Source organism: Streptomyces tauricus, from assembly GCF_014650955.1.
Lineage (GTDB): Bacteria > Actinomycetota > Actinomycetes > Streptomycetales > Streptomycetaceae > Streptomyces > Streptomyces tauricus.
Window position 1 is genome coordinate 1 of record NZ_BMVY01000049.1, and the last position, 22,566, is coordinate 22,566.

Genomic DNA, 22,566 nt, shown 5'->3' on the forward strand with positions numbered 1-22,566 from the left:
GCCGAGGGCTTGTCCTCAGTTGCTCGCGTCCACTGTGTTGGTTCTGAAACCACGAACAACCCCGCACCCCTTTTTGTCTGGCCACAGGGGGGTGTGGTGCGGCTGTTTGAATCAGAGTTTCATCGTGTTTCGGTGGTCATAGCGTGAGGGAAACGCCCGGTTACATTCCGAACCCGGAAGCTAAGCCTTACAGCGCCGATGGTACTGCAGGGGGGACCCTGTGGGAGAGTAGGACGCCGCCGAACTTCTTTTACAGCTCCGGTTCCTGGACTAATAGTCCAGGAACCGGAGCTTTTTTATTTTCCGGAACAGGGCTGCCCGGAACCCCTCCGCGCTGCGGGCGGATGCCTGAGGGTAAGGTCAGGGGGCAACGTTGGCTCGTTCCCACAGGAGGCCCCCGGGTGGAGGTCCAAGAGACCCGCGTCCAGACAGACCGGGTCCTCACCATCCCGAACATCCTCAGCATGGCGCGCCTCGCGGGCGTACCGCTCTTTCTGTGGCTGATCCTCAGGCCGGAGTTCGGTGGGCCCAACAGCGACGGCTGGGCGCTTCTGGTGCTCATGCTGAGCGGTATCAGCGACTATCTGGACGGCAAGCTCGCCCGGCGCTGGAACCAGATCAGCGGCCTCGGCCGGCTGCTGGACCCCGCGGCCGACCGCCTGTACATCCTCTCGACCCTGCTGGGGCTCACCTGGCGCGAGATCCTGCCGCTGTGGCTGACCAGTGTGCTGCTGGCGCGGGAGCTCGTCCTGCTCGTGATGGTGGGCATCCTCAGGCGGCACGGCTATCCGCCGCCGCAGGTGAACTTCCTCGGGAAGGCCGCAACGTTCAACTTGATGTACGCCTTCCCGTTGTTGCTGCTCAGTGACGGAAGTGGATGGCTTGCGTCACTCGCTGCGATTTTCGGATGGGCGTTCGCCGGATGGGGTACAACTCTGTATTGGTGGGCAGGGATCCTCTATGTGGTTCAGGTCCGCCGCCTTGTTCGTGCGGACAACCATGGCCGACTGAGCTCGCCCAATGGGCGGCCGTAGAGGTCTCCGATGGCCCGCAACGAGAATGTGCGGGACAATCTGACGGGTGAAGTCGGCTTGACCGTCTCTTCAAGGAGGACGCTTCCGACATGAAGGCCGTCGTGATGGCCGGCGGCGAAGGCACACGCCTTCGCCCCATGACCTCAAGCATGCCCAAGCCGCTCCTGCCTGTGGCCAATCGCCCGATCATGGAGCACGTGCTACGGCTGCTCAAGCGGCATGGGCTCAACGAAACCGTCGTCACCGTCCAGTTCCTGGCCTCGCTGGTCAAGAACTACTTCGGTGACGGTGAAGAGCTCGGTATGGAGCTCACCTATGCCAACGAGGAGAAGCCACTCGGTACTGCCGGCAGTGTCAAGAACGCCGAAGAGGCACTCAAGGACGATACGTTCCTCGTGATCTCCGGCGATGCTCTGACCGACTTCGACCTCACCGACCTCATCAACTTCCACAAGGAAAAGGGTGGGCTGGTAACGGTCTGTTTGACCCGCGTTCCCAACCCTCTTGAATTCGGCATCACCATTGTCGACGACGAGGGTAAGGTCGAGCGCTTTCTCGAGAAGCCGACCTGGGGTCAGGTCTTCTCGGACACGGTGAACACCGGCATCTATGTCATGGAGCCCGAAGTCTTCGACTACGTCGAGGCCGATGTCTCCGTCGACTGGTCCGGCGATGTCTTCCCTCAGCTGATGAAGGAGGGCAAGCCGATCTACGGCTATGTCGCCGAGGGCTACTGGGAAGACGTCGGCACACACGAGAGCTATGTGAAGGCGCAGGCCGACGTCCTGGAAGGCAAGGTCGACGTCGAGCTGGACGGCTTCGAGATATCTCCCGGAGTCTGGGTCGCCGAGGGCGCCGAGGTCCACCCCGACGCGGTGCTGCGAGGGCCGCTCTACATCGGGGACTACGCCAAGGTCGAGGCCGACGTCGAGATCCGCGAGCACACCGTGGTGGGCTCCAACGTCGTCGTGAAGACCGGCGCGTTCCTGCACAAGGCCGTGCTGCACGACAACGTGTACATCGGTCAGCACAGCAATCTGCGTGGCTGTGTCATCGGCAAGAACACCGACATCATGCGGGCCGCGCGTATCGAGGACGGCGCCGTCATCGGGGACGAGTGCCTCGTCGGCGAGGAATCGATCGTCCAGGGCAACGTACGGGTGTACCCGTTCAAGACCGTCGAGGCCGGCGCCTTCGTCAATACGTCGGTCATCTGGGAGTCCCGCGGCCAGGCCCATCTCTTCGGTGCGCGTGGCGTGACCGGGATCCTCAACGTCGAGATCACGCCCGAGCTGGCCGTGCGGCTGGCGGGAGCGTACGCGACGACCCTCAAGAAGGGGTCCACCGTCACGACGGCCCGTGACCACTCCCGAGGTGCCCGCGCGCTCAAGAGGGCGGTCATCTCCGCCCTGCAGGCCAGCGCCATGGACGTACGGGACCTGGAGAACGTACCGCTGCCGGTGGCGCGGCAGCAGACCGCGCGGGGCAGTGCCGGCGGCATCATGATCCGTACGACGCCCGGCGTTCCCGACTCCGTCGACATCATGTTCTTCGACGGGAACGGGGCGGACCTGTCCCAGGGGAGTCAGCGCAAGCTCGACCGGGTGTTCGCCCGGCAGGAGTACCGGCGTGCGTTCCCCGGTGAGATCGGAGACCTGCACTTCCCGGCGAGCGTCTTCGACTCGTACACCGGCTCCCTGCTCAGGAATGTCGATACGACCGGGATCGCCGACGCCGGGCTCAAGGTCGTCGTGGACGCGTCCAACGGCAGTGCCGGACTGGTGCTGCCGAGCCTGCTGGGCAAGCTCGGGGTCGACGCGCTGACCATCAACCCGGGGCTCGACGAGTCGCGCCCCACGGAGACGGCGGACACCCGCCGGTCCGGGATGGTCCGGCTCGGCGAGATCGTGGCTTCGGCACGCGCCGCGTTCGGCGTGCGGTTCGACCCGGTGGGCGAGCGGCTGTCGCTCGTCGACGAGAAGGGCCGGATCATCGAGGACGACCGGGCGCTGCTCGTCATGCTCGACCTGGTGGCTGCCGAACGGCGCAGCGGGCGTGTGGCGTTGCCGGTGACCACCACGAGGATCGCCGAGCAGGTGGCGGCGTACCACGGGACGCAGGTCGACTGGACGACGACGTCTCCGGACGATCTGACGCGCGTCGGGCGCGAGGAGTCGACGATCTTCGGAGGCGACGGGCGCGGTGGGTTCATCGTGCCTGAGTTCAGCAGTGTGTTCGACGGCACGGCTGCCTTCGTACGGCTCATCGGTCTGGTGTCGCGGACGCAGCTCACGCTCAGTCAGATCGACGCGCGGATTCCGCGGGCGCACGTCCTCAAGCGCGATCTCGCGACTCCCTGGGCGGTCAAGGGCCTTGTGATGCGGCGCGTGGTCGAAGCGGCCGGTGACCGGTTCGTCGACACGACCGACGGTGTTCGTGTCGTGGAGACCGACGGTCGTTGGGTGATGGTCCTGCCCGATCCGGCGGAGGCGGTCACCCACCTGTGGGCCGAAGGGCCCGATGACGCCTCGGCGCAGGCACTGCTCGACGAGTGGTCGTCGGTGGTGGACAGCGCCGGTCGCTGAGCAGCACACCCCGCGTGCCGGACAGTGCCCCGAAAGGGGCCTGTCCGGCACGTCGGTGGGGCCGTTCGGAGCTACAGGTCGCGACGTGCGACGATGTGCGGCATGCCGCAGCAGCCCCCCGTTCGGAGCACCCCCACGCGCCCCTCGCGCCCGGACGCGTCCATGTCGCTGCTCACCAACGTCATGGACCACAGTCTTGACGAGGGGTACGCCGAGGCCGCTGCCCGGCGCAAGGCCGAAGGTACGGGCGGGATGCCCAAGAAGCTGTCGGCGAAGCTCGGTCTCGCGGCCGGCCTGGTGCTCGCGGCGCTGCTGGTGACCGTGGGCGCGGCGCAGGCGCGGATAGCGGCTCCGGTCGTCGCCAAGGAGCGCGAGGAGCTCATCGACCGCATCGACAGCGAGACGTCGTCGGCCGAAGACCTCGAGGACGCCATCGACGAGCTCCGCGACGATGTCGGGGCCCGGCAGCGTGAGGCGTTGAAAAAACACGGCGGTGACCAGGGCGAGCTCGTGGGGATCCTGTCCGGAGCCCTCGAAGTGCACGGTCCCGGTGTGAAACTCGTCGTGGACGACGCGAAGGAAGCCGACCACGCCGGTGACGGGGACGCGCGTGAGACCTCGGGCTTCTCCGACACCGGACGCGTACGCGACCGCGATATGCAGCGTGTCGTCAACGGGCTGTGGGAGTCCGGCGCCGAGGCCGTCACCATCAACGGACAGCGGCTGACGGCCCTGTCCGCGATCAGGGCCGCGGGTGACGCGATACTGGTCGACAACAAGCCGCTGGTGCCGCCGTACACGGTGTTGGCCGTCGGGGACGGGGACCGGCTGCGCACCAGGTTCCAGAACAGCGGTGACGGGCAGTATCTGCAGGCTCTGCACGAGAACTTCGGGATCAGGACCAGTATCTCCGCCGAGGACGAGGTCCGGCTGCCCGCAGCACCGAGTGTGATTGTACGAACAGCGCAACCGAGCACAGAGAAAGGTACATCGTGATCGCGGTACTGGGCCTCGTCGTGGGAGTCGTGGCCGGCTTGTTGGTGCGGCCCGAGGTTCCGGCGATGGTCGAGCCCTATCTTCCGATCGCCGTGGTCGCGGCGCTCGACGCCGTGTTCGGAGGTCTGCGGGCGATGCTCGACGGCATCTTCGACGACAAGGTCTTCGTGGTGTCGTTCCTGTCGAACGTCGTGGTGGCCGCCCTGATCGTCTTCCTGGGTGACAAGTTGGGCGTGGGCGCCCAGTTGTCCACGGGTGTCGTGGTCGTCCTGGGGATCCGCATCTTCTCCAACGCCGCGGCGATCCGTCGGCACGTCTTCCGGGCGTGAGGCCGATGAGCGGCAACGACGAGACACGGGGAACCCCGGAGCATCCGCTGCGCGAGGAACTGCCCGAAGAGGTGCGGGCGACGGCTCCGCAGAAGGCGTCGGAGCCCGGGGCCGAGCGGGCGGAGCAGGAGCGGAGCACGCCGGCCGGTCCCACCGGCCGGCAGCGGCTGGTGATGGGGCTGTGGCCGCCGCGGGTGTCCCGTGCGCAACTCATCGTCGCGCTGCTGCTGTTCGGCCTCGGATTCGGCCTCGCCGTCCAGGTCGCGTCCAACAGCGACAGCGACGGCGCCCTGCGCGGCGCACGCCAGGAGGACCTCGTACGCATCCTGGATGAACTCGATGACCGTACACAGCGTCTGGAAGAGGAGAAGCAGGGGCTGGAGGATCAGCGCACCGAGCTGGAGAACAGCTCGGACCAGGCCGAGGAGGCCCGCAAGCAGACGGTCGAGAAGGAGAAGCAACTCGGCATTCTGGCGGGCACCGTGGCGGCGCAGGGCCCCGGCATCACCCTGGCGATCGCCGACGGGAAGGGGACGGTCGAGGCCGACATGCTGCTCGACGCTGTCCAGGAGCTCCGTGCGGCGGGCGCGGAGGCGATCCAGGTCAATGGCGTACGGATCGTCGCGGGCACCTATCTGACGGATGTGAGCGGGGGAGTGGCCGTGGACGGGAACAAGATCAGCTCCCCGTATCGTTTCAAGGTCATCGGGAAACCTCAGGACCTCGAACCGGCGCTCAACATCCCTGGCGGAGTGGTGCAGACTTTGGAGAAGGAGCAGGCCACTGTCACGGTGGAGCGCTCGGACAAGATCATCGTGGATGCCTTGCGACCCGCCGAGCAGCCTGACTACGCTCGGTCGTCCTCCCAGTGAACCGGGGGCGCTTGGAGGTGGCTCTCCGAGGGCATGAGCTTGCGGGGGGTCGGCGCACCGAATGGGTGGTGCGTGGTGGAAACTGTCTGGTGGATACGGACGTTGTGAGGGTGTCCGGCTCGACCGGTGTGTGCAATCAGGGTTCGTCCTGCCCCACGGGCGGGTCTGTTTCGGTCAAGGGGAATCGCCCGTGAAGTTGTTTGCGAAGTTGTTCGGCAAGAGCGCACGAGAGGGCAGCGACAACGCCACTGCCCGGCATCGCGCACCGCGCCCCTCGGAAGCCGAGGAGCAGGGAGACCGCCCGCTGTTCCGGGACGAGGTCGGTGGGCCGCCCGGTGACATTTCCGGTGGTCAGGGCGCGCCGTCTGTTGACCCTGCCCAGTCGGGGCGCATAGGTTTCGGGGATCCGTCAACCTCAGGTGCGGGTGGAGGTTTCGGCTCCGACCCGTACGCGTCCAATACCCCGGCGGGGCAGCCGCGGCAGGAGGATCCGTCCATGTCGGCCCTGGTGTGTACGAGGTGCGGTAACCGCAACGCGGAGGCGAGCCGCTTCTGCTCCAACTGTGGTGCGCCGTTGCGGGCCGGGGCCACCCCGGAGCGTCCGTCGGAGACCACCTCGACGATCTCCATCTCCGGTCTTGAGGCCTACGACGCCGAGGCCACCGGCCAGACGCAGATGCCGATGCTGTCTCCCGAGGCGCAGGCCGCCGTGGACGCCCTGCCGCTCGGCTCGGCGCTCCTGGTGGTGCGGCGGGGACCCAACTCGGGCAGCCGCTTCCTGCTGGACGGCGATCTGACGACCGCCGGCCGCCATCCGCAGAGCGACATCTTCCTGGACGACGTGACCGTGTCGCGCCGCCATGTGGAGTTCCGCCGTGAGCCCGACGGTTCGTTCACGGTGGCGGACGTCGGCAGCCTCAACGGCACGTACGTCAACCGGGAGCGCATCGACCGGGTCCCCCTGTCGAACGGTGACGAGGTGCAGATCGGCAAGTACCGGCTGGTCTTCTACGCGAGCCAGCGGGGCATCTGAACCTCCCCCAGACTTTGTCCGGGGAGACCCCCAGGGAAGGTCCATGCTTCGAACACCGAGCGGCGGTGCCGGACACGGCGCCGCCGCCACGGACCACGGGCTGATGAGCATCGGCACGGTGCTGAACGTGCTGCGTGACGAATTTCCCGAGGTCACCGTCTCCAAGATTCGCTTCCTGGAGTCCGAGGGCCTCATCGAGCCGCAGCGCACGCCGTCGGGATACCGCAAGTTCAGCGAGGACGACGTCGAGCGCCTCGGACACGTCCTGAGGATGCAGCGGGACCACTATCTGCCCCTGAAGGTCATCCGTGAGCACCTGGACGCCATGGGGCGCGGCGAGGCGGCCCCGCTGCCCTCCGTGGGCCGTCAGCGCGACGGGGAGGCGCTCAGCGAGCCGGAGGGGCCCGTCGCCGCCCGCATCGGGCGGGCCGAACTGCTGGCCGCCGCCGAGATCGGTGAGCAGGAGCTCGACGAGTGGGAGTCGTACGGGCTCATCACGCCGCTGCTGGACGGGGTGTACGACGCCGAGGCGGTGACCGTCGCCGGACTGGTCCTGGAACTCGGGCGGTTCGGGATCGAGCCGCGGCACCTGCGCGCCGTGAAGGCCGCCGCCGACCGCGAGGCCGGTCTGGTGGACCAGGTCGTGGCACCCCTGCGGCTCCACCGCAACCCGCAGACCAGGGCGCACGCCCAGGCGCGCACCAAGGAGCTGGCGGGACTCGCGGTGAAGCTGCACGCCGCACTGGTGCAGTCGGCCCTCGGGGTGCGGCTTCCCTGACCCGGCGACCCGTGCGGACGCGGGCCGCGGAACGTGGGATAGGGCACCCATTCCGTGCTCGACTACCCAAAGGTGCCGGGCACGGCCTAGGGTTGCTGTGTGAACGAGCTCGACGTCGTAGGTGTCCGGGTCGAAATGCCCTCCAACCAACCGATCGTGCTCCTGCGTGAAGTGGGAGGCGACCGTTACCTCCCCATCTGGATCGGGCCGGGGGAGGCGACGGCGATCGCCTTCGCTCAGCAGGGCATGGCCCCCGCGCGACCGCTGACCCACGACCTGTTCAAGGACGTGCTGGAGGCCGTCGGCCAGGAGCTGACCGAAGTGCGCATCACAGACCTGCGGGAGGGTGTCTTCTACGCGGAGCTGGTGTTCGCCAGTGGGGTCGAGGTCAGCGCGCGGCCGTCCGACGCCATAGCGCTGGCCCTGCGCACCGGTACGCCCATCTACGGCAGCGACGGTGTCCTGGACGACGCCGGTATCGCGATCCCGGACGAGCAGGAGGACGAGGTGGAGAAGTTCCGCGAGTTCCTCGACCAGATCTCGCCCGAGGACTTCGGGACCAACAGCCAGTGACGGCGCGGGACGCCGGTCGGTGACCCTCCGGGACCGTCGGACGACGGGCCGTGCGGCGGCCGTCCCGAGAGCATTCGGCTAGCCTTTCCCCGCGGTGGGGCACGAGAAACCACTCTTAGGGTGATTATCACCCGGCGTGCCGAGTGTGGCGATCGTTGACGAGCCCCTGGTGACTGCCTACCGTCGAGAAGGCAGGTCAAGGACGGAGGTCGGCGTGAGAAGCAGCGGCGACGGTACGGCTGGGGGTGCTCCCGGACGCGGTCTGGGAGACAGTGGCCCGTACCCGCTTCACAGCAGCGCGGCCGATCACGTACAGCGGCCGAAGGCAGTGCCGGGGGACGGCGAGGTGGCGCCGGAGGAGATCGGTTATCGCGGGCCCACGGCCTGTGCGGCCGCGGGAATCACCTATCGGCAGTTGGACTACTGGGCCAGGACCGGGCTCGTCGAGCCGAGCGTGCGGCCCGCCTACGGGTCGGGGACGCAGCGGCTCTACAGCTTCCGGGACGTGGTCGTCCTGAAGATCGTCAAGCGGTTCCTCGACACGGGGGTCTCGCTGCAGAACATCCGCAGCACGGTCCAGCACCTCAAGGAGCGGGGCTCCTGCGACCTGGAGCGGATGACGCTGATGAGCGACGGCGCGACGGTCTACGAGTGTTCCTCGCCGGACGAGGTCCACGCCCTGCTCCAGGGCGGCCAGGGCATCTTCGGCATCGCTGTGGGCGTGGTGTGGCGGGACGTGGAGAGCGCGCTCTCGCAGCTGCACGGGGAGCGTGTGGACACGGGCGAGACGCTTGTAGGACCCAATCCCGCGGACGAGCTGGCTCGGCGGCGCAACCGGGCGGTCTGACCGGTGGCAGAGCGGGTGCCGGGGCATTGTCAGTGGCGTAGGGCAGCATCGGACATGTGAGAACCACGCCCACGATCCTGCATCTCGACATGGACGCCTTCTTCGCCTCGGCCGAGCAGGCGTCCAAGCCGAGCCTGCGCGGGAAAGCGGTCGTCGTGGGCGGCCTCGGACCGCGTGGCGTGGTCTCCACCTGCTCGTACGAGGCGCGGGTCTTCGGGGTGCATTCGGCGATGCCCATGGCGCAGGCCCGCCGGCTGGCGCCGAACGCCGCGTATCTCGTACCGCGCTTCGGTCTCTACCGGCAGATCAGCGAGCAGGTGATGGGGCTGCTGCGGGAGCTGTCGCCGCTGGTGGAGCCGCTGAGCCTGGACGAGGCGTTCGTGGATCTGGAGGCCGGTGAGACGGCCTGGGACGAGCGGTCGGCACTGCTCGCCGGGAGGAAGCTGCGCGACGACATCCGGGCCGTCACGGGGCTGACGGGTTCCGTGGGGCTCGCGGCCTGCAAGATGCTCGCGAAGATCGCCTCCGAGCAGGCCAAGCCGGACGGACTCGTGCTCATAGAGCCGGGCACCGAGCGGGCACTGCTCGCGCCGATGTCGGTACGTACCCTGCCGGGCGTGGGGCCCGCCACGGGCGACCATCTGCGGCGGGGCGGGATCACCACGGTCGGTGAGATCGCGGAGGCGGGTGAGGACGAGCTCGTACGGCTGCTGGGGAAGGCCCACGGCCTCGCGCTGTACGCCATGGCGCTGGCCCGCGACGAACGGCCCGTGGTGGCCGAGCGGGACACCAAGTCGGTGTCGGTCGAGGACACGTACGACGTGGACATCCATGACCGCGTGCGCGTGCGCATGGAGGTGCAGCGGCTGGCGGACCGGTGCGTCCAGCGGTTGCGGGGTGCGCATCTTTCCGGGCGGACCATCGTGCTGAAGGTGCGGCGGTACGACTTCTCCACGCTGACGCGGTCCGAGACGTTGCGGGGGCCCACGGACGACCCCGGGGTGGTGCGGGAGGCCGCGGCGCGGCTGCTGGAGGCGGTGGACACCACGGGGGGTGTGCGGTTGCTGGGGGTCGGGGTGACCGGGCTCGCCGACTACACGCAGGAGGATCTCTTCGCGCAGGCCCAGGCGCAGGCGCAGGCCGCTGTCGCCGAGGGGGCGGAGGCGGTGGGGCCTGAGCCGGTGGAGGAGGTGGTCGAGGAGCCGGAGCCGGCGGCTGAGCGGCAGTGGCGGGCGGGGCACGATGTGCGGCATGTGGAGTTCGGGCACGGGTGGGTGCAGGGGAGTGGGCTGGGGAGGGTGACTGTGCGGTTCGAGACGCCGGATTCCCTGCCGGGGCGGGTGAAGACGTTTCGGGTCGATGATCCCGGGTTGGAGAGGGCTGAGCCGTTGCCCTTGGTCGCGCGGGTGCCTCCGGCGGTTGGTGAGGGATGAGGGGCGCGTTTGTGGGGGCGGGTGCGGGTGCGGGTGCGTTGTGGGTGGTTGCGCCGTTCCCCGCGCCCCTGGAAGGCGACAGGATTGCGCCGTTCCCCGCGCCCCTCTTGGGGGCGTCAGTCGTCAGGCTGTGTCCTCGCTGTTGGCCAGGTGGCCGAAGTCTCTGTCCGGGAAAGGGGGCGGAGGGGCTATGTCCAGGCCGTAGTGGTGGTAGAGCTGTAGTTCTTGTTCGGGGGAGAGGTGGCGGCCCACGCCGAAGTCGGGGGCGTCCTTGATCAGGGCGCGTTCGAAGGGGACGTGCAGGGATTCGTCGATCACTTCGCTGGGCTCCAGGGGGACGAAGGCGTCCCGGCTGAACAGGCCGGTGCGTATGGCCGCCCACTCCGGTGCGCCGGTCGCGTCGTCGAGGTAGACCTCGTCGACGGTGCCGATCCTCGTGCCGTTGCGGTCGAACGCCTTGCGGCCTATCAGGTTGCGCGGATCGATGTCGGTCTGCACGGTCCCTCCAGCTGCTCGCCACTCATCCGTAAGCACTACGAAAGAGCACTTTGAGGTGGGCGGCCACTTGAGGGAACCCCGCTGGTAGGCTGGGCGACGGCTGCTGACCCCGTGCGGGAGAGTCCTCCAGGCTTCACCGGAGGCGCCGAAGGAGCAAATCCTCCCCGGAATCTCTCAGGCACACGTACCGCATGGACGAGGTCACTCTGGAAAGCAGAGGGGTGTTCGAGTATTCGACGGGCTCCGCTCTCACCGACGGTGAAAGCCGGTGCGCCTTCACGGCGGGCCGGTGAAGCTCTCAGGTTGAGATGACAGAGGGGGAGGCCGTTCGGGCACCCACACAGTGGTGCCCCTCGAAGGTCGTCAGACCAGGAGGCCTCCGCAATGACCGCCCAACGTATTCCGCTCTCCGAGCTCGAACAGGGAATCCCCTTCGAGCAGCGTCACATCGGCCCCGACTCCGGGGCCCGCGCCAAGATGCTCGCGCAGGTGGGGTACGGCTCGCTCGACGAGCTGACGGCCGCCGCGGTGCCGGATGTGATCAAGAACGCCGACGCGCTCGACCTGCCGGGCGCGCGCACCGAGGCCGAGGTCCAGGCCGAGCTGCGTTCCCTGGCGGATCGCAATCAGGTGCTGGACTCCATGATCGGGCTCGGTTACTACGGCACGTTCACGCCCCCCGTCATCCTGCGCAATGTCATGGAGAGCCCGGCCTGGTACACGGCGTACACGCCCTACCAGCCCGAGATCTCGCAGGGGCGGCTGGAAGCTCTGCTCAACTTCCAGACCGTGGTCGCCGATCTGACCGGACTGCCGACCTCCGGGGCCTCGCTGCTCGACGAGGGCACGGCCGCGGCCGAGGCCATGGCGTTGTCGCGGCGCATGGGGAAGAACAAGAAGGGCCTCTTCCTCATCGACGCGGACACCATGCCGCAGACCATCGCCGTGATCCAGACCCGCGCCGAGCCCACCGGCGTCGAGGTCGTCGTCGCCGACCTCAGCGACGGCATCCCGGCGGGGCTCACGGAGCGTGAGATCAACGGCGTACTCCTCCAGTACCCCGGCGCCTCCGGTGCCGTACGGGATCTCAAGCCCGTCATCGAGCAGGCGCACGAACTGGGCGCGGTCGTCACCGTCGCCGCCGACCTGCTCGCCCTGACGCTGCTCACCTCGCCCGGTGAGCTGGGCGCCGACATCGCCGTCGGTACGACACAGCGCTTCGGTGTGCCGATGGCCTTCGGCGGGCCGCACGCCGGATACATGGCCGTACGTGAGAAGTTCGCGCGCAGCCTGCCCGGACGGCTCGTCGGTGTCTCGGTCGACGCGGACGGCAACAAGGCGTACCGCCTCGCCCTGCAGACGCGTGAGCAGCACATCCGCCGTGAGAAGGCGACCAGCAACATCTGTACGGCTCAGGTGCTGCTCGCCGTGATGGCCGGGATGTACGCCGTCTACCACGGTCCCGAGGGACTGCGGGGCATCGCGCGACGCACCCACCGGTACGCCACCATCCTCGCCGCGGGACTGCGCGCCGGCGGAGTCGAGGTCGTGCACGAGGCGTACTTCGACACCCTCACCGTGCGGGTGCCGGGCCGGGCCGCCCAGGTGCTCGCCGCCGCCCGCCAGGGCGGGGTCAACCTCCACCTCGTGGACGCGGACCACCTGTCCCTGTCCTGCGACGAGACGACCACGCGGGCCCAACTGGGCGTCGTCTGGTCGGCGTTCGGCGTCGACGCCGATGTGACCGCGCTGGACGAAACCGCCGACGACACGCTGCCGGACCCGCTGCTGCGCACCGACGAGTACCTGGCGCACCCGGTCTTCCACCAGTACCGCTCGGAGACCGCGATGCTGCGCTACCTGCGCCGTCTCGCCGACCGCGACTACGCGCTCGACCGGGGCATGATCCCGCTCGGCTCGTGCACCATGAAGCTCAACGCGACCACCGAGATGGAGCCGGTCACCTGGCCCGAGTTCGGGCAGCTGCACCCCTTCGCGCCCGCCGAGCAGGCGCAGGGCTACCTCACGCTCATCCGTGAGCTGGAGGAGCGGCTCGCCGAGGTGACGGGCTACGACAAGGTGTCGCTCCAGCCCAACGCCGGTTCGCAGGGCGAGCTGGCCGGTCTGCTGGCCGTCCGCGGGTACCACCGGGCCAACGGCGACGAGCAGCGCACGGTCTGCCTGATCCCGTCGTCCGCGCACGGCACGAACGCCGCGAGCGCGGTGATGGCCGGGATGAAGGTCGTCGTCGTGAAGACCGCCGAGGACGGCGAGATCGACGTCGAGGACCTGCGGGCCAAGATCGAGCAGCACCGTGACGAACTGTCCGTGCTGATGATCACGTACCCCTCGACGCACGGTGTGTTCGAGGAGCATGTCGCCGACATCTGCGCTCAGGTGCACGAGGCCGGTGGGCAGGTGTATGTCGACGGGGCCAACCTCAACGCGTTGGTCGGGCTCGCCAAGCCTGGGCACTTCGGCGGCGACGTCTCGCATCTCAACCTGCACAAGACCTTCTGCATCCCGCACGGCGGCGGCGGTCCGGGCGTCGGCCCGGTCGGCGTGCGCGCGCACCTGGCGCCGTACCTGCCGAACCACCCGCTGCAGCCCGCCGCGGGGCCGGAGACGGGCGTGGGCCCGGTCTCCGCGGCTCCCTGGGGCTCCGCGGGCATCCTGCCCATCTCGTGGGCGTACGTCAGGCTCATGGGCGGGGAAGGGCTCAAGCGGGCCACGCAGGTCGCCGTGCTCAGCGCCAACTACGTGGCCAAGCGCCTGGAGCCGCACTTCCCGGTCCTCTACACCGGTCCCGGCGGGCTCGTGGCGCACGAGTGCATCATCGACCTGCGGCCCCTCACCAAGGCCACCGGCGTGAGCGTCGACGACGTCGCCAAGCGGCTCATCGACTACGGGTTCCACGCGCCGACGATGTCGTTCCCGGTGGCCGGCACGCTGATGATCGAGCCCACCGAGAGCGAGGACCTGGCCGAACTCGACCGGTTCTGCGACGCGATGATCGCCGTGCGCGCGGAGATCGAGAAGGTCGGCTCGGGCGAGTGGGCGGCGGACGACAACCCGCTGCGCAACGCCCCGCACACGGCGGGCGCGCTCGGCGGCGCCTGGGAGCACGGGTACAGCCGCGAGGAGGCCGTGTTCCCGGCCGGGGTCTCGGCCGCCGACAAGTACTGGCCGCCGGTGCGGCGGATCGACCAGGCGTACGGGGACCGGAACCTGGTCTGTTCCTGCCCGCCGCTGGACGCCTACGAGGAGTAGTCGCGCCCGGACATGCGTCGGGGCCGGTTCCGGGAGTGCTTCCCGGGGCCGGCCCCTCTTTTTCTGATCTTGTTCTGGTCTTTTCTGGCCTTGTTCTGTTGTGGGTGTGGTTCGGGACGGCCTGCCCCGCCGCCCGTTCCCGTCGCCCGTGTTGCGCCGTGCGTCTCAGGCAGCGGTCATCACATCAAGGGCCAGAGGCCGGTGCGGCGCGATGATCCGGCCGTCCGGCAGAAGCTCACCGGTGTCCTCGAAGAGCAGGACGCCGTTGCACAGCAGGCTCCATCCCTGCTCCGGGTGGTGCGCCACGAGGAGCGCTGCCTCCCGGTCGGCGGATTCGGCTGACGGGCACGGTCGCTGGTGCTGGCACATTGATGGGATCTTTCGCTTCGGTGTGAGGTCGGTGTTCGATGTGTTGTCTGTTCCGCGGCTCGAACTGGTGTCCATGGCCGCCCCCCGTTTGTCAGATGGTCCGGAACCCAGTGTTGCCCTATGGGCGTCAATCCGCAGGGATTTGACGCCAGCACTCCTCACAGGTTGATGACGCATCACCCGTGCGGACGGTTCATCCCAACTGGGGTGTCCCTTCGGGTGGTTCGCAATGGTCGGATGGGGCTAGTCCGGACGGGCCGGGAGTGCACTGTGTCTTGCACGTGTCACTCGGAGCGACGTCCTCCCCAACTCCATCCTCTCCTCGCCTTCCACGCCTTCCTCGCCTTCCTCGCACAGTGATGTGCCCCGCGGCCGGGACGGTGGCCGCGGGGCAGAGGAATCGAGGTGCGCTCAGGCGGGTGAGCCGAGCAGGGGAGTGGCCGCCGGTGTCAGCCGATGGGTCAGTACGGGCAGCAGTTCGGCCACGCGGTGCGGGCGGTGGGCGGCGATACCGGGCGGGGCGGGTGCCAGGGGCACCAACAGATCGGTGGCGGCGAGGAGACCCTTCGTACCGTCGGCGGTGAAGTCGCCGTGCAGCCAGAGTGTGAGCATGTAGAGCTCGGGTACCGAGAGCAGACGTGGTTGGTACGACCCCGGCATCGTCTCCGCCTGGCGCAGGGCACGTTCGGTGGCGGTGACGTACGGGCCTTCGAAGAAGTGGGAGAAGGCCCAGCCGTCCGGGGTCAGCCTGGTTTCCGCGGCCGCCACCGCGCGTTCGTGGCAGCGGATGAGGAAGCGCCAGCCGGCGAGCCTGGTGGCGGGGGCTGCCGCCGGGGCGATCCGGTCGAGCACGTGGACAGGCAGTGGGAGTTCGGGAGTGAGGGGTCCCTGGGTGTCGCGGAGGGACGAGGTACGGGCTTCACGGACCGCGGTCGGGGAACCGAGGGCGGTGAGGACGGTGCGCAATGCCGGCGCGGGAGCCGGAGGGACGTGCAGCGGCATGGTGGGTCGCCTCTCATTCGACAGGCATGGTGGCGCGGGGGCGGGGGCGGACGGCGCTGTCAGCTCTCGGGGTCAAAGGGGCGGGGGCATAGGGCCTGTCGCCGAAGTGATGCCTGCCGCGCGGTGTCCGGCACGCATGCTCGCCGAGAAGCCGGAAGGCTCCGGTAGCCTCGCCCGGCTACAAGATCCTTCCGGCGACTTTGCGATCGCACGCACAGGACGCCGCACGGGCCGCCCTTCGGGTTAACGCCGTCACCTCGACGACAGGCCCTGCGACCGCGAGCGCCAACTCTCTGCCTCGTTCGCGGAGTTTATACGACACGTGTTCAGGCCGTGTTTCCGCTAGCTGTTCCGCGCATTAAGTGCAAGAGGCAATTAGGTCGCCGATACGTGTGTTTGGTCCCGGTTCTCGGCGGGTACCCGTCGATGACCTCGGAATACTCTTCCGAAGTGGACGGCCGGTTCTCGTCGGCGTTTTTCACGACGGAGTCGACCGTCCAGAGAAATGTGGCGCCTCATGCCTAGTGAATGTGCCTGACGAAAGCTGAGTTCAGAGTAGTGCCCGGGGGGCAGGTCCGGGGCGTTATCGATCACATTGCCTGGGCATCATCCCCCGTGACCCGGAACACCAGCGGCCGGTTCTTCGGGCGGCCCAGTCGAGGAGGGAAGCTTCGATGGGGGAGAAGGTCGTGGCGGGGACGATCGGTCTGTCCGACCGCCGGCGGTACCGAGAAAAGCTGCAGCAGTGCCTGGAGGGGCTGGCGCGGCTGCTGGCCGAGGAGCGGTTCGACCGTCCCAAGAACCTCATGGGGCTGGAGGTCGAGCTGAATCTGGCAGGCCCCGACGGCATGCCGCGCATGATGAATGCGCAAGTACTCGAACGTATCGCGAGCCGCGATTTCCAAACAGAACTCGCCATGTTCAATCTGGAAGTCAACATTGCCCCGCACCGGCTGGAAGGACGCGTATTCGACCGGCTGGCCGAGGAACTGCGTACCTCTCTCGCGTACGCCCATCGCAAGGCGAACGAGGTCGATGCCGGAATCGTGATGATCGGCATTCTGCCGACCCTCGCCCGTGACGACCTGGTCTCCGCGAACCTTTCGGACGTGGACCGCTACACACTGCTCAACGACCAGATCGTCGCGGCCCGCGGTGAGGACTTCACGCTGGACATCGAGGGCGTGGAACGGCTCAAGTGCACCTCGGCGTCCATCGCGCCCGAAGCGGCCTGTACGTCTGTGCAGTTGCATCTTCAGGTCACCCCCGACCGGTTCGCCGACGTGTGGAACGCCGCGCAGCTCGCGGCCGCGGCGCAGATCGTCGTGGGCGCCAACTCCCCGTTTCTCTTCGGCCGTGAGCTGTGGCGCGAGTCCAGGCCCCCGCTGTTCCAGCAGTCCACCGACACCCGCCCACCCGAGCTCCAGGCGCAGGGGGTACGGCCGCGCACCTGGTTCGGCGAGCGGTGGATCTCCTCGGCGTACGACCTCTTCGAGGAGAACCTGCGCTTCTTCCCGCCCCTGCTGCCGCTGCGGGACGAGGAGGATCCGATGCGCGTCCTCGACGAGGGCGGCATCCCGAGCCTCGCCGAACTCGTGCTCCACAACGGCACCGTCTACCGCTGGAACCGCCCGGTGTACGACGTCGCCGACGGCGTCCCGCACCTGCGGGTCGAGAACCGTGTGCTGCCCGCCGGCCCCACGGTGATCGACGTCGTCGCCAACACGGTCTTCTACTACGGCCTCGTACGCGCCCTCGCCGCCGAGCCGCGGCCGGTCTGGACCCGGCTGCCCTTCGAGGCCGCCGCCGCCAACTTCGACCAGGCCTGCCGGTACGGCATCGACGCGCAGCTGGAGTGGCCGCGGCGCGGCAGGTACGGCGGGGTCACGCGCGTGCCGGGGGTGCAGCTGGTGCGCGACGAACTGCTGCCGCTCGCGGCGGCGGGGCTGGACGCGTGGGGCATCGAGCCGGCCGACCGTGACCTGTACCTCGGGGTGATCGAGGAGCGGTGCAAACGGGGGGTCAACGGCGCTTCCTGGCAGTCCCGTACGTTCCACAAGGCTCTGGAGAGCGGTATGGAGCGGGATGCCGCGCTGGCCGCCACGACGAAGCGGTACAGCGAGCTGATGCACCTCGGTGAGCCGGTGCACACGTGGCCGGTCGGGCTGCGGGAGCCGGCGGTTCCGCTGGGCTGAGGTCCGTCGGGGGAGTTCCCCCGGCGTGAGTTCCCTCGGGGTGCGTTCCCTTGCGGTGCGTTCCCTTGCGGTGAGGGCGGGTCAGCGCGTGTTGCCCGCCTTCACCACGGCCTTCAGGATCACCGAGTGGATCTGGGACGGGTCGGTGACCAGGTGTCCCGAGCCGCCGGTCGCCTCCGCGATCTCGTTCAGCTCCTTCTTGTCGGCCTCCGGGCCCACGGCGATCGCGATGACGGGCACCGGACGCTCCGGGTCGGCGAGCTTGCGCAGCTCGGAGACCAGCCGGGTGCGCGAGATGCTCCCGGGGTCCTGGTTCACCCCGTCGGTCAGCAGCACCAACGCGTTGAACTTGCCCTTCGTGTAGGACTCCGCGGCGGCCTTGTACGCGGCCAGGGTGGTGTCGTACAGGCCGGTCGAGCCGTCCTTGACCGGCTTGAGGTCGCTGAAGGCCGCCGACAGGCGGTCCCGCTGCGTGCTGCCGCCCACCTGGTCGCCGAGCCGGTCGGTCGGTACGAGGACGCGGTAGTCGCGCTTGCCGTCGATCCTCCTGGAGAACTTCCACAGCCCGATCTCGTCCTCCGGGGTGAACGTGGCCAGGGCCTGGAGCAGCGCCGCCTTGGTCACGTCCATCCGGGACTCGCTGGTGCCAGGCACCGGGTCCGACATCGACGAGGAGGCGTCGACGACCGTGGTGAGGCGGGCGCTCTGCACCGTGATGGTCCACATGCCGAGGGCTTCCTCGATCTCCTTGTCCGTGGCCGGCCTCTCGGGCACCAAGCGGTACGGCTGCGGGGCACGGCCGCCGGCTTCGGTCACCAGCGCGGCCGGGGTCTCGTCCTCGTCCGTACGGAAGCCGTGCTTCTCCAGGATCCTGCGCCCGTCGGGCTCACCGAGAAGCGTCATGAACCGCAGCGCGGCCCGGCTCTCGTCCGTGGTCAGGTTGGGCTCGTCGACCAGGGCGAACGGATGGTCCAGCCGGGGCGCGCCGTCCTTCGGATAGAAGAGGTCGAGGTCGTCGCCGCTGTCCGCCGACTCGTTGTACGCGAACGCCGCCTGCTCGGAGAGGATCAGCGCCTGGTTGCGCTTCGGATTGCCCTGCTCGGTGCCGGACAGGTCGCGCGGCAGGGTGTCCAGGACCTGGCCGTCGCTGTCCGAGGTGCGCTGCGAGAGGGCCTTGGCGGTGGCCGCCGCCAGGGTGTCGCCGTCCTTGGACTTTCCCGCGGTCTGGGCCAGTTGCGTCAGCGCGAGCAGTCCCGTGGCGCTGCGCGAGGGGTCGCCCGCGCCTAGCTTCAGACGGTCGCTCGTCATCGTGACCCCGGCCAGCTCGGTCCAGGAGTACGTCTTCTTGGGCCAGCCGAGGGACTTGGCGGCCGCCGGGACCATGGCCACACCGATGGGTGAGGAGGCGACATTGCCCGCCGGAGTCACCGAGATCGACTGGTCGTCCGCCATGACCCGGTCCACCCACACGCCCGAGTCCGGCACCCACGCCTCGAAGTCGGTCGCGCTTTTCCGCTTGGACCGGAGGGCGTCGGCGACCTTGTACGTGTCCTGGGCGGTCACCCGGACATCGAGGCAGCTGCCGTCGGACGTCACGTCGTTGTCCCGTACGTATGCCGCCGCGTCCTTGAGGGCGGGCGCGATACCGGGAGCCGCGGCGATCCTCAGCCGTACGGTGTCGTCCCAGCAGGACGAGCCGAAGGAGAGCAGGCCGCCGTCGACGGCGGCGACGGTACCGCCGGCGAGGATCGTCACCAGGGCGGTCGCGAGCGCCACGTTGCGGTGCCGCGTGTGTGACCGGGGGCCGGTGCCGCCCCTGCGCAACCCGTCGGGCAAGCTGTGACGTCCCATGGCGGTGGTGCCCCTCCCTGATCGAGCCCGGAGCCGTTGAAACGGTGAAATGGCCGAATGGTATGGCACAAGGGAAGTGCACCCCTCATGGCGTCCGTCCCTTGACGGCCTGTCACGCACGATCTTCGCAACTTCTTTCGAGACCCTAGCGGGGCGAAGATGGGGATGAGACGGGATTACGCAACTGGAGGCATGAGTGCAGGTGGGGCAGGGGCCGGTGGCTGATTCTTTTCCCGGGGATCCCGAGGGACGGTTCGACCGGCGGCGGATCCTCCGCGACGAGACGCTCCTCGTACTGGGTGTCTCACTCGGAGCCAGCGGGGTTTCGGCGCTGATCAGCTTTGTCGGTTCGGTCACCAGACCGGGAGGCCTGAAGGACCAGGCGGCCACGCTCAACGCCTCGGCCGCCCCGGGCCGGCCCTGGCTCGATCTGGCCTGGCAGCTGTTCGGGATCGCGTCCGCGCTGGTGCCGGTCGCCCTCGTCGCGCACTTCCTGATCCGTGAGGGCAAGGGGCTGCGCACACTCGGATGCGACCGTACGCGGCCCTGGTTCGACCTCGCCCGTGGCGCCGGGGTCGCCGCCGTCATCGGCAGCACGGGCATCGCCTTCTATCTGGCGGCGCGCGGCCTCGGCTTCAACCTCACCGTGGTGCCGGAGGCGCTGCCCGAGGTGTGGTGGAAGTACCCGGTGCTGATCCTCTCCGCGCTCCAGAACTCGATCCTGGAGGAGGTGATCGTCGTCGGGTATCTGCTGCGGCGCCTGGACCAGTTGGGCTGGACGCCGGCCACCTCGCTGGTGGCCAGCTCGGTGCTGCGCGGCTCGTACCACCTCTACCAGGGCATCGGCGGGTTCATCGGCAACATGGTGATGGGCGTGGTCTTCGTCTACCTCTACCGCCGGTGGGGCCGGATCGGACCGCTGGTGGTCGCCCACTCGCTCCTCGACATCGGGGCGTTCGTGGGATACGCGCTGCTGGCGGGGAAGGTGGGGTGGCTGCCCACCGCGTGAACGGCGGGCGGCCCTCCGCGTGAGTGGCGGCTGCCCACCGCCTGAGTGGCGAGTGGGTCCGTGCGGGGGACGCGGGCCCGAGCGGGCACGCGGGTCAAGTGGGGTGCGCGGCTCAAGTGGGGCGCACGCAGAGGGGCGTACGGGGGATCCGTACGCCCCTTCGTCCGTTCCGCGGGCGATTCGGTCTGTTCACACGAGCAGGTCGCCCTCGATCACGGTGACCGCGCGGCCCGAGAGCAGGGTGCGGTCTCCCCGGAGCTCCGTACGGACGCGCCCGGAGCGGGCCGAGGCCTGGAGGCCGGTGAGTTCGGTCCGGCCCAGGCGCTCGGACCAGAACGGGGCGAGGGCCGTGTGGGCGCTGCCGGTGACCGGGTCCTCGGCGATGCCGATGTTCGGGAAGAAGCAGCGGGACACGAAGTCGTAGCCCCGGGAGGGGTCCTCGGCACGGGCCGTGGCGATGATGCCGCGCTCGGAGTAGCGGCCCAGGGACGCGGTGTCCGGGGTCAGGCCCAGGACCGTCTTCTCGTCGGCGAGTTCGACGAGCAGGTCGCCGACGTTCGGGCCGGTGTCATGGGCGGTGAGGGGCTCGGCGCCCAAGGCCTCGGCCACGCCCGCCGGGACCTCGACCGCGGTGAGCGGGGCGGTCGGGAAGTCCAGCGTGAGGGAGCCGTCGTCCCTCGGGGTCGCGATGAACACGCCGCTCCTCGTCGCGAACCGTACGGGCCCCTGTACGGCTCCCGTGGTGGTCAGCACATGGGCGGTGGCGAGTGTCGCGTGGCCGCACATCGCGACCTCGGCGGCCGGGGTGAACCAGCGAAGCGCCCAGTCGGCCTCGCCTCCCTCGGGGAGGGGGTGGGCGAACGCCGTCTCGGCGTGGTTGACCTCCAGGGCCACGTTCTGCAGCCAGGCGTCGTCCGGGAAGGACGCCGAGGCGTCTAGGAGGAGGACCCCGGCCGGGTTGCCGGCGAAGGGGCGGTCGGTGAAGGCGTCGACGATACGAATCCGCATGCGCCCGACGGTAGGCGCTGGTCACGGGCGCGGGCCAAGGCCAATTCGGGGCCGGCGGCCTGCTTCTGCGGGGCCTCTGCCGGTCCTGCGGCAGTCCTCTGTTGGCGGGGTCTTGTCAGCAGGGCCTTGTCGGGCGAGCTATTCCGATATATCGTTGACGCATCGCGACCGATCAACGATGGAATGGAGTGATTGCGATGCGTTCCCATGGAGAGGAATACGGACCGGGCTTCGGCCCCGGTCACGGGCATGGCCGTGGACGCGGCCGGGGTGGCCCCGGCGGTCCCGGCGAGGGCGGCTTCGAAGGCCGACGTGGGGCTTTCGGCCCCTTCGGTCCCGGCTTCGGTGGTCCCGGCTTCGGCCCGGGCCCCTGGGGCGGCCGCGGCGGCCGGGGCGGACCGCGGGGCAGGGCGCGGCGCGGCGATGTGCGCGCCTCGATCCTGGCCCTGCTCAAGGACCGGCCCATGCACGGCTACGAGATGATCCAGGAGATCGCCGAGCGCAGCGGTGGGGCGTGGAAGCCCAGCCCCGGCTCGGTGTACCCCACCCTTCAGCTGCTGGAGGACGAAGGTCTGATCAGCAGTGCGACCGAGGGCGGCAAGAAGCTGTTCTCGCTGACCGAGGAGGGTCGCGCCGCGGCCGAGGAGGGGCCGGAAGCGCCCTGGGAGGACGCGGGGCGCGGGGTCGACTGGGAGGCGCTGAGCGACATCCGGCAGGCCGGCTTCGGTCTGATGGAGGCGTTCGGGCAGGTCTGGAAGACCGGCAGCAAGGAGCAGCGCGAGAAGGCGCTGGCCGTCATCAACGAGTCACGCAAGAAGCTGTATCTGATCCTCGCCGACGAGGACTGATGGCGCACCCGGCCGAGACGGCCGTGGCGACGGGGG

Annotated in this window: 19 protein-coding genes, 1 rRNA gene and 1 riboswitch; of the genes, 15 read left to right on the top strand and 5 right to left on the bottom strand. The window is 69.0% G+C overall.

The features are described from left to right. The first annotated feature begins 128 nt into the window (after positions 1 to 128). From rrf to IE278_RS38475, 11 genes are all read left to right on the top strand, one after another. A 5S ribosomal RNA gene (gene rrf, locus IE278_RS38425) occupies positions 129 to 245 on the top strand. A gap of 156 nt (positions 246 to 401) precedes the next feature. Next, positions 402 to 1,034, top strand: coding sequence for a cardiolipin synthase ClsA (clsA, locus tag IE278_RS38430; protein ID WP_189779650.1), 633 nt, complete (start codon positions 402 to 404; stop codon positions 1,032 to 1,034). 89 nt (positions 1,035 to 1,123) lie between these two features. After that, the gene (locus IE278_RS38435; RefSeq protein WP_189779651.1) at positions 1,124 to 3,619 is read left to right on the top strand and encodes a mannose-1-phosphate guanyltransferase; all 2,496 of its coding nucleotides are present in this window, start codon (positions 1,124 to 1,126) and stop codon (positions 3,617 to 3,619) included. Positions 3,620 to 3,712: 93 nt separating this feature from the next. Continuing rightward, the gene (locus tag IE278_RS38440; RefSeq protein WP_189779652.1) at positions 3,713 to 4,615 is read left to right on the top strand and encodes a DUF881 domain-containing protein; all 903 of its coding nucleotides are present in this window, start codon (positions 3,713 to 3,715) and stop codon (positions 4,613 to 4,615) included. Next, a complete protein-coding gene (locus IE278_RS38445; RefSeq protein WP_046587749.1) occupies positions 4,612 to 4,944 on the top strand; it encodes a small basic family protein in 333 nt (110 codons plus the stop codon). Before IE278_RS38440 ends, IE278_RS38445 begins: the two co-directional genes overlap by 4 nt. A gap of 5 nt (positions 4,945 to 4,949) precedes the next feature. Beyond that, positions 4,950 to 5,816 (top strand): DUF881 domain-containing protein, encoded by an 867-nt coding sequence (locus IE278_RS38450; RefSeq protein WP_189779653.1) that lies wholly within the window; start codon positions 4,950 to 4,952, stop codon positions 5,814 to 5,816. A 61-nt stretch (positions 5,817 to 5,877) separates the two neighbouring features. After that, positions 5,878 to 6,849 carry a zinc-ribbon and FHA domain-containing protein gene (locus tag IE278_RS38455; RefSeq protein WP_189779654.1) on the top strand — a complete coding sequence of 324 codons (972 nt, stop codon included), beginning with the start codon at positions 5,878 to 5,880 and terminating at the stop codon, positions 6,847 to 6,849. A 43-nt stretch (positions 6,850 to 6,892) separates the two neighbouring features. Continuing rightward, entirely contained in the window at positions 6,893 to 7,627 is a 735-nt protein-coding gene (gene ftsR, locus IE278_RS38460) for a transcriptional regulator FtsR (protein WP_189779655.1), read from the top strand. Positions 7,628 to 7,726: 99 nt separating this feature from the next. Then, positions 7,727 to 8,200: a bifunctional nuclease family protein gene (locus tag IE278_RS38465; RefSeq protein WP_006123076.1), complete on the top strand. Its 474-nt coding sequence runs from the start codon at positions 7,727 to 7,729 to the stop codon at positions 8,198 to 8,200. A 214-nt stretch (positions 8,201 to 8,414) separates the two neighbouring features. Next, positions 8,415 to 9,047 carry a MerR family transcriptional regulator gene (locus IE278_RS38470; protein WP_189779656.1) on the top strand — a complete coding sequence of 211 codons (633 nt, stop codon included), beginning with the start codon at positions 8,415 to 8,417 and terminating at the stop codon, positions 9,045 to 9,047. 56 nt (positions 9,048 to 9,103) lie between these two features. Further along, the gene (locus tag IE278_RS38475; RefSeq protein ID WP_189779657.1) at positions 9,104 to 10,480 is read left to right on the top strand and encodes a DNA polymerase IV; all 1,377 of its coding nucleotides are present in this window, start codon (positions 9,104 to 9,106) and stop codon (positions 10,478 to 10,480) included. Positions 10,481 to 10,603: 123 nt separating this feature from the next. Here IE278_RS38475 and IE278_RS38480 read toward each other — a convergent pair whose 3' ends face one another. Beyond that, positions 10,604 to 10,978, bottom strand: a complete 375-nt coding sequence (locus IE278_RS38480; protein ID WP_189779658.1) for a PRC-barrel domain-containing protein — start codon at positions 10,976 to 10,978, stop codon at positions 10,604 to 10,606. Positions 10,979 to 11,082: 104 nt separating this feature from the next. Then, positions 11,083 to 11,178: riboswitch (glycine riboswitch) on the top strand. Between the two features lie 184 nt (positions 11,179 to 11,362). Between IE278_RS38480 and gcvP the strand changes: the two genes are divergently transcribed. Then, on the top strand, positions 11,363 to 14,248 hold the full coding sequence (gcvP, locus tag IE278_RS38485) for an aminomethyl-transferring glycine dehydrogenase (protein WP_189779659.1): 2,886 nt from the start codon (positions 11,363 to 11,365) through the stop codon (positions 14,246 to 14,248). Between the two features lie 165 nt (positions 14,249 to 14,413). Here gcvP and IE278_RS38490 read toward each other — a convergent pair whose 3' ends face one another. Together IE278_RS38490 and IE278_RS38495 are read right to left on the bottom strand one after the other, a co-directional pair. Next, positions 14,414 to 14,617: a DUF5999 family protein gene (locus tag IE278_RS38490; RefSeq protein ID WP_189779660.1), complete on the bottom strand. Its 204-nt coding sequence runs from the start codon at positions 14,615 to 14,617 to the stop codon at positions 14,414 to 14,416. 411 nt (positions 14,618 to 15,028) lie between these two features. Further along, positions 15,029 to 15,619: a hypothetical protein gene (locus IE278_RS38495; RefSeq protein ID WP_189779661.1), complete on the bottom strand. Its 591-nt coding sequence runs from the start codon at positions 15,617 to 15,619 to the stop codon at positions 15,029 to 15,031. A 674-nt stretch (positions 15,620 to 16,293) separates the two neighbouring features. On the opposite strand from IE278_RS38495, the gene IE278_RS38500 reads away from it, so the two are divergent. After that, positions 16,294 to 17,814 carry a glutamate-cysteine ligase family protein gene (locus IE278_RS38500; RefSeq protein WP_189779662.1) on the top strand — a complete coding sequence of 507 codons (1,521 nt, stop codon included), beginning with the start codon at positions 16,294 to 16,296 and terminating at the stop codon, positions 17,812 to 17,814. A gap of 81 nt (positions 17,815 to 17,895) precedes the next feature. On the opposite strand, the gene IE278_RS38505 is transcribed toward IE278_RS38500, so the two are convergent. Next, positions 17,896 to 19,665 carry a substrate-binding and VWA domain-containing protein gene (locus tag IE278_RS38505; RefSeq protein WP_189779663.1) on the bottom strand — a complete coding sequence of 590 codons (1,770 nt, stop codon included), beginning with the start codon at positions 19,663 to 19,665 and terminating at the stop codon, positions 17,896 to 17,898. Positions 19,666 to 19,861: 196 nt separating this feature from the next. Between IE278_RS38505 and IE278_RS38510 the strand changes: the two genes are divergently transcribed. Beyond that, positions 19,862 to 20,674: a CPBP family intramembrane glutamic endopeptidase gene (locus IE278_RS38510; protein ID WP_189779664.1), complete on the top strand. Its 813-nt coding sequence runs from the start codon at positions 19,862 to 19,864 to the stop codon at positions 20,672 to 20,674. A 189-nt stretch (positions 20,675 to 20,863) separates the two neighbouring features. On the opposite strand, the gene IE278_RS38515 is transcribed toward IE278_RS38510, so the two are convergent. Further along, complete coding sequence (locus IE278_RS38515) at positions 20,864 to 21,682, bottom strand: PhzF family phenazine biosynthesis protein (protein ID WP_189779665.1); 819 nt, start codon at positions 21,680 to 21,682, stop codon at positions 20,864 to 20,866. A 197-nt stretch (positions 21,683 to 21,879) separates the two neighbouring features. Between IE278_RS38515 and IE278_RS38520 the strand changes: the two genes are divergently transcribed. Beyond that, positions 21,880 to 22,530 (top strand): PadR family transcriptional regulator, encoded by a 651-nt coding sequence (locus IE278_RS38520; RefSeq protein ID WP_189779666.1) that lies wholly within the window; start codon positions 21,880 to 21,882, stop codon positions 22,528 to 22,530. Positions 22,531 to 22,566: the final 36 nt, after the last annotated feature.

Coding starts and splice junctions, on each gene's coding strand:
- IE278_RS38435 (WP_189779651.1), top strand. CDS start 1,124: ATGAAGGCCGTCGTGATGGCCGGCGGCGAAGGCACACGCCTTCGCCCC.
- IE278_RS38440 (WP_189779652.1), top strand. CDS start 3,713: ATGTGCGGCATGCCGCAGCAGCCCCCCGTTCGGAGCACCCCCACGCGC.
- IE278_RS38450 (WP_189779653.1), top strand. CDS start 4,950: ATGAGCGGCAACGACGAGACACGGGGAACCCCGGAGCATCCGCTGCGC.
- IE278_RS38455 (WP_189779654.1), top strand. CDS start 5,878: ATGGGTGGTGCGTGGTGGAAACTGTCTGGTGGATACGGACGTTGTGAG.
- ftsR (WP_189779655.1), top strand. CDS start 6,893: ATGCTTCGAACACCGAGCGGCGGTGCCGGACACGGCGCCGCCGCCACG.
- gcvP (WP_189779659.1), top strand. CDS start 11,363: ATGACCGCCCAACGTATTCCGCTCTCCGAGCTCGAACAGGGAATCCCC.
- IE278_RS38490 (WP_189779660.1), bottom strand. CDS start 14,617: ATGTGCCAGCACCAGCGACCGTGCCCGTCAGCCGAATCCGCCGACCGG.
- IE278_RS38495 (WP_189779661.1), bottom strand. CDS start 15,619: ATGCCGCTGCACGTCCCTCCGGCTCCCGCGCCGGCATTGCGCACCGTC.
- IE278_RS38500 (WP_189779662.1), top strand. CDS start 16,294: ATGGGGGAGAAGGTCGTGGCGGGGACGATCGGTCTGTCCGACCGCCGG.
- IE278_RS38505 (WP_189779663.1), bottom strand. CDS start 19,665: ATGGGACGTCACAGCTTGCCCGACGGGTTGCGCAGGGGCGGCACCGGC.
- IE278_RS38515 (WP_189779665.1), bottom strand. CDS start 21,682: ATGCGGATTCGTATCGTCGACGCCTTCACCGACCGCCCCTTCGCCGGC.
- IE278_RS38520 (WP_189779666.1), top strand. CDS start 21,880: ATGCGTTCCCATGGAGAGGAATACGGACCGGGCTTCGGCCCCGGTCAC.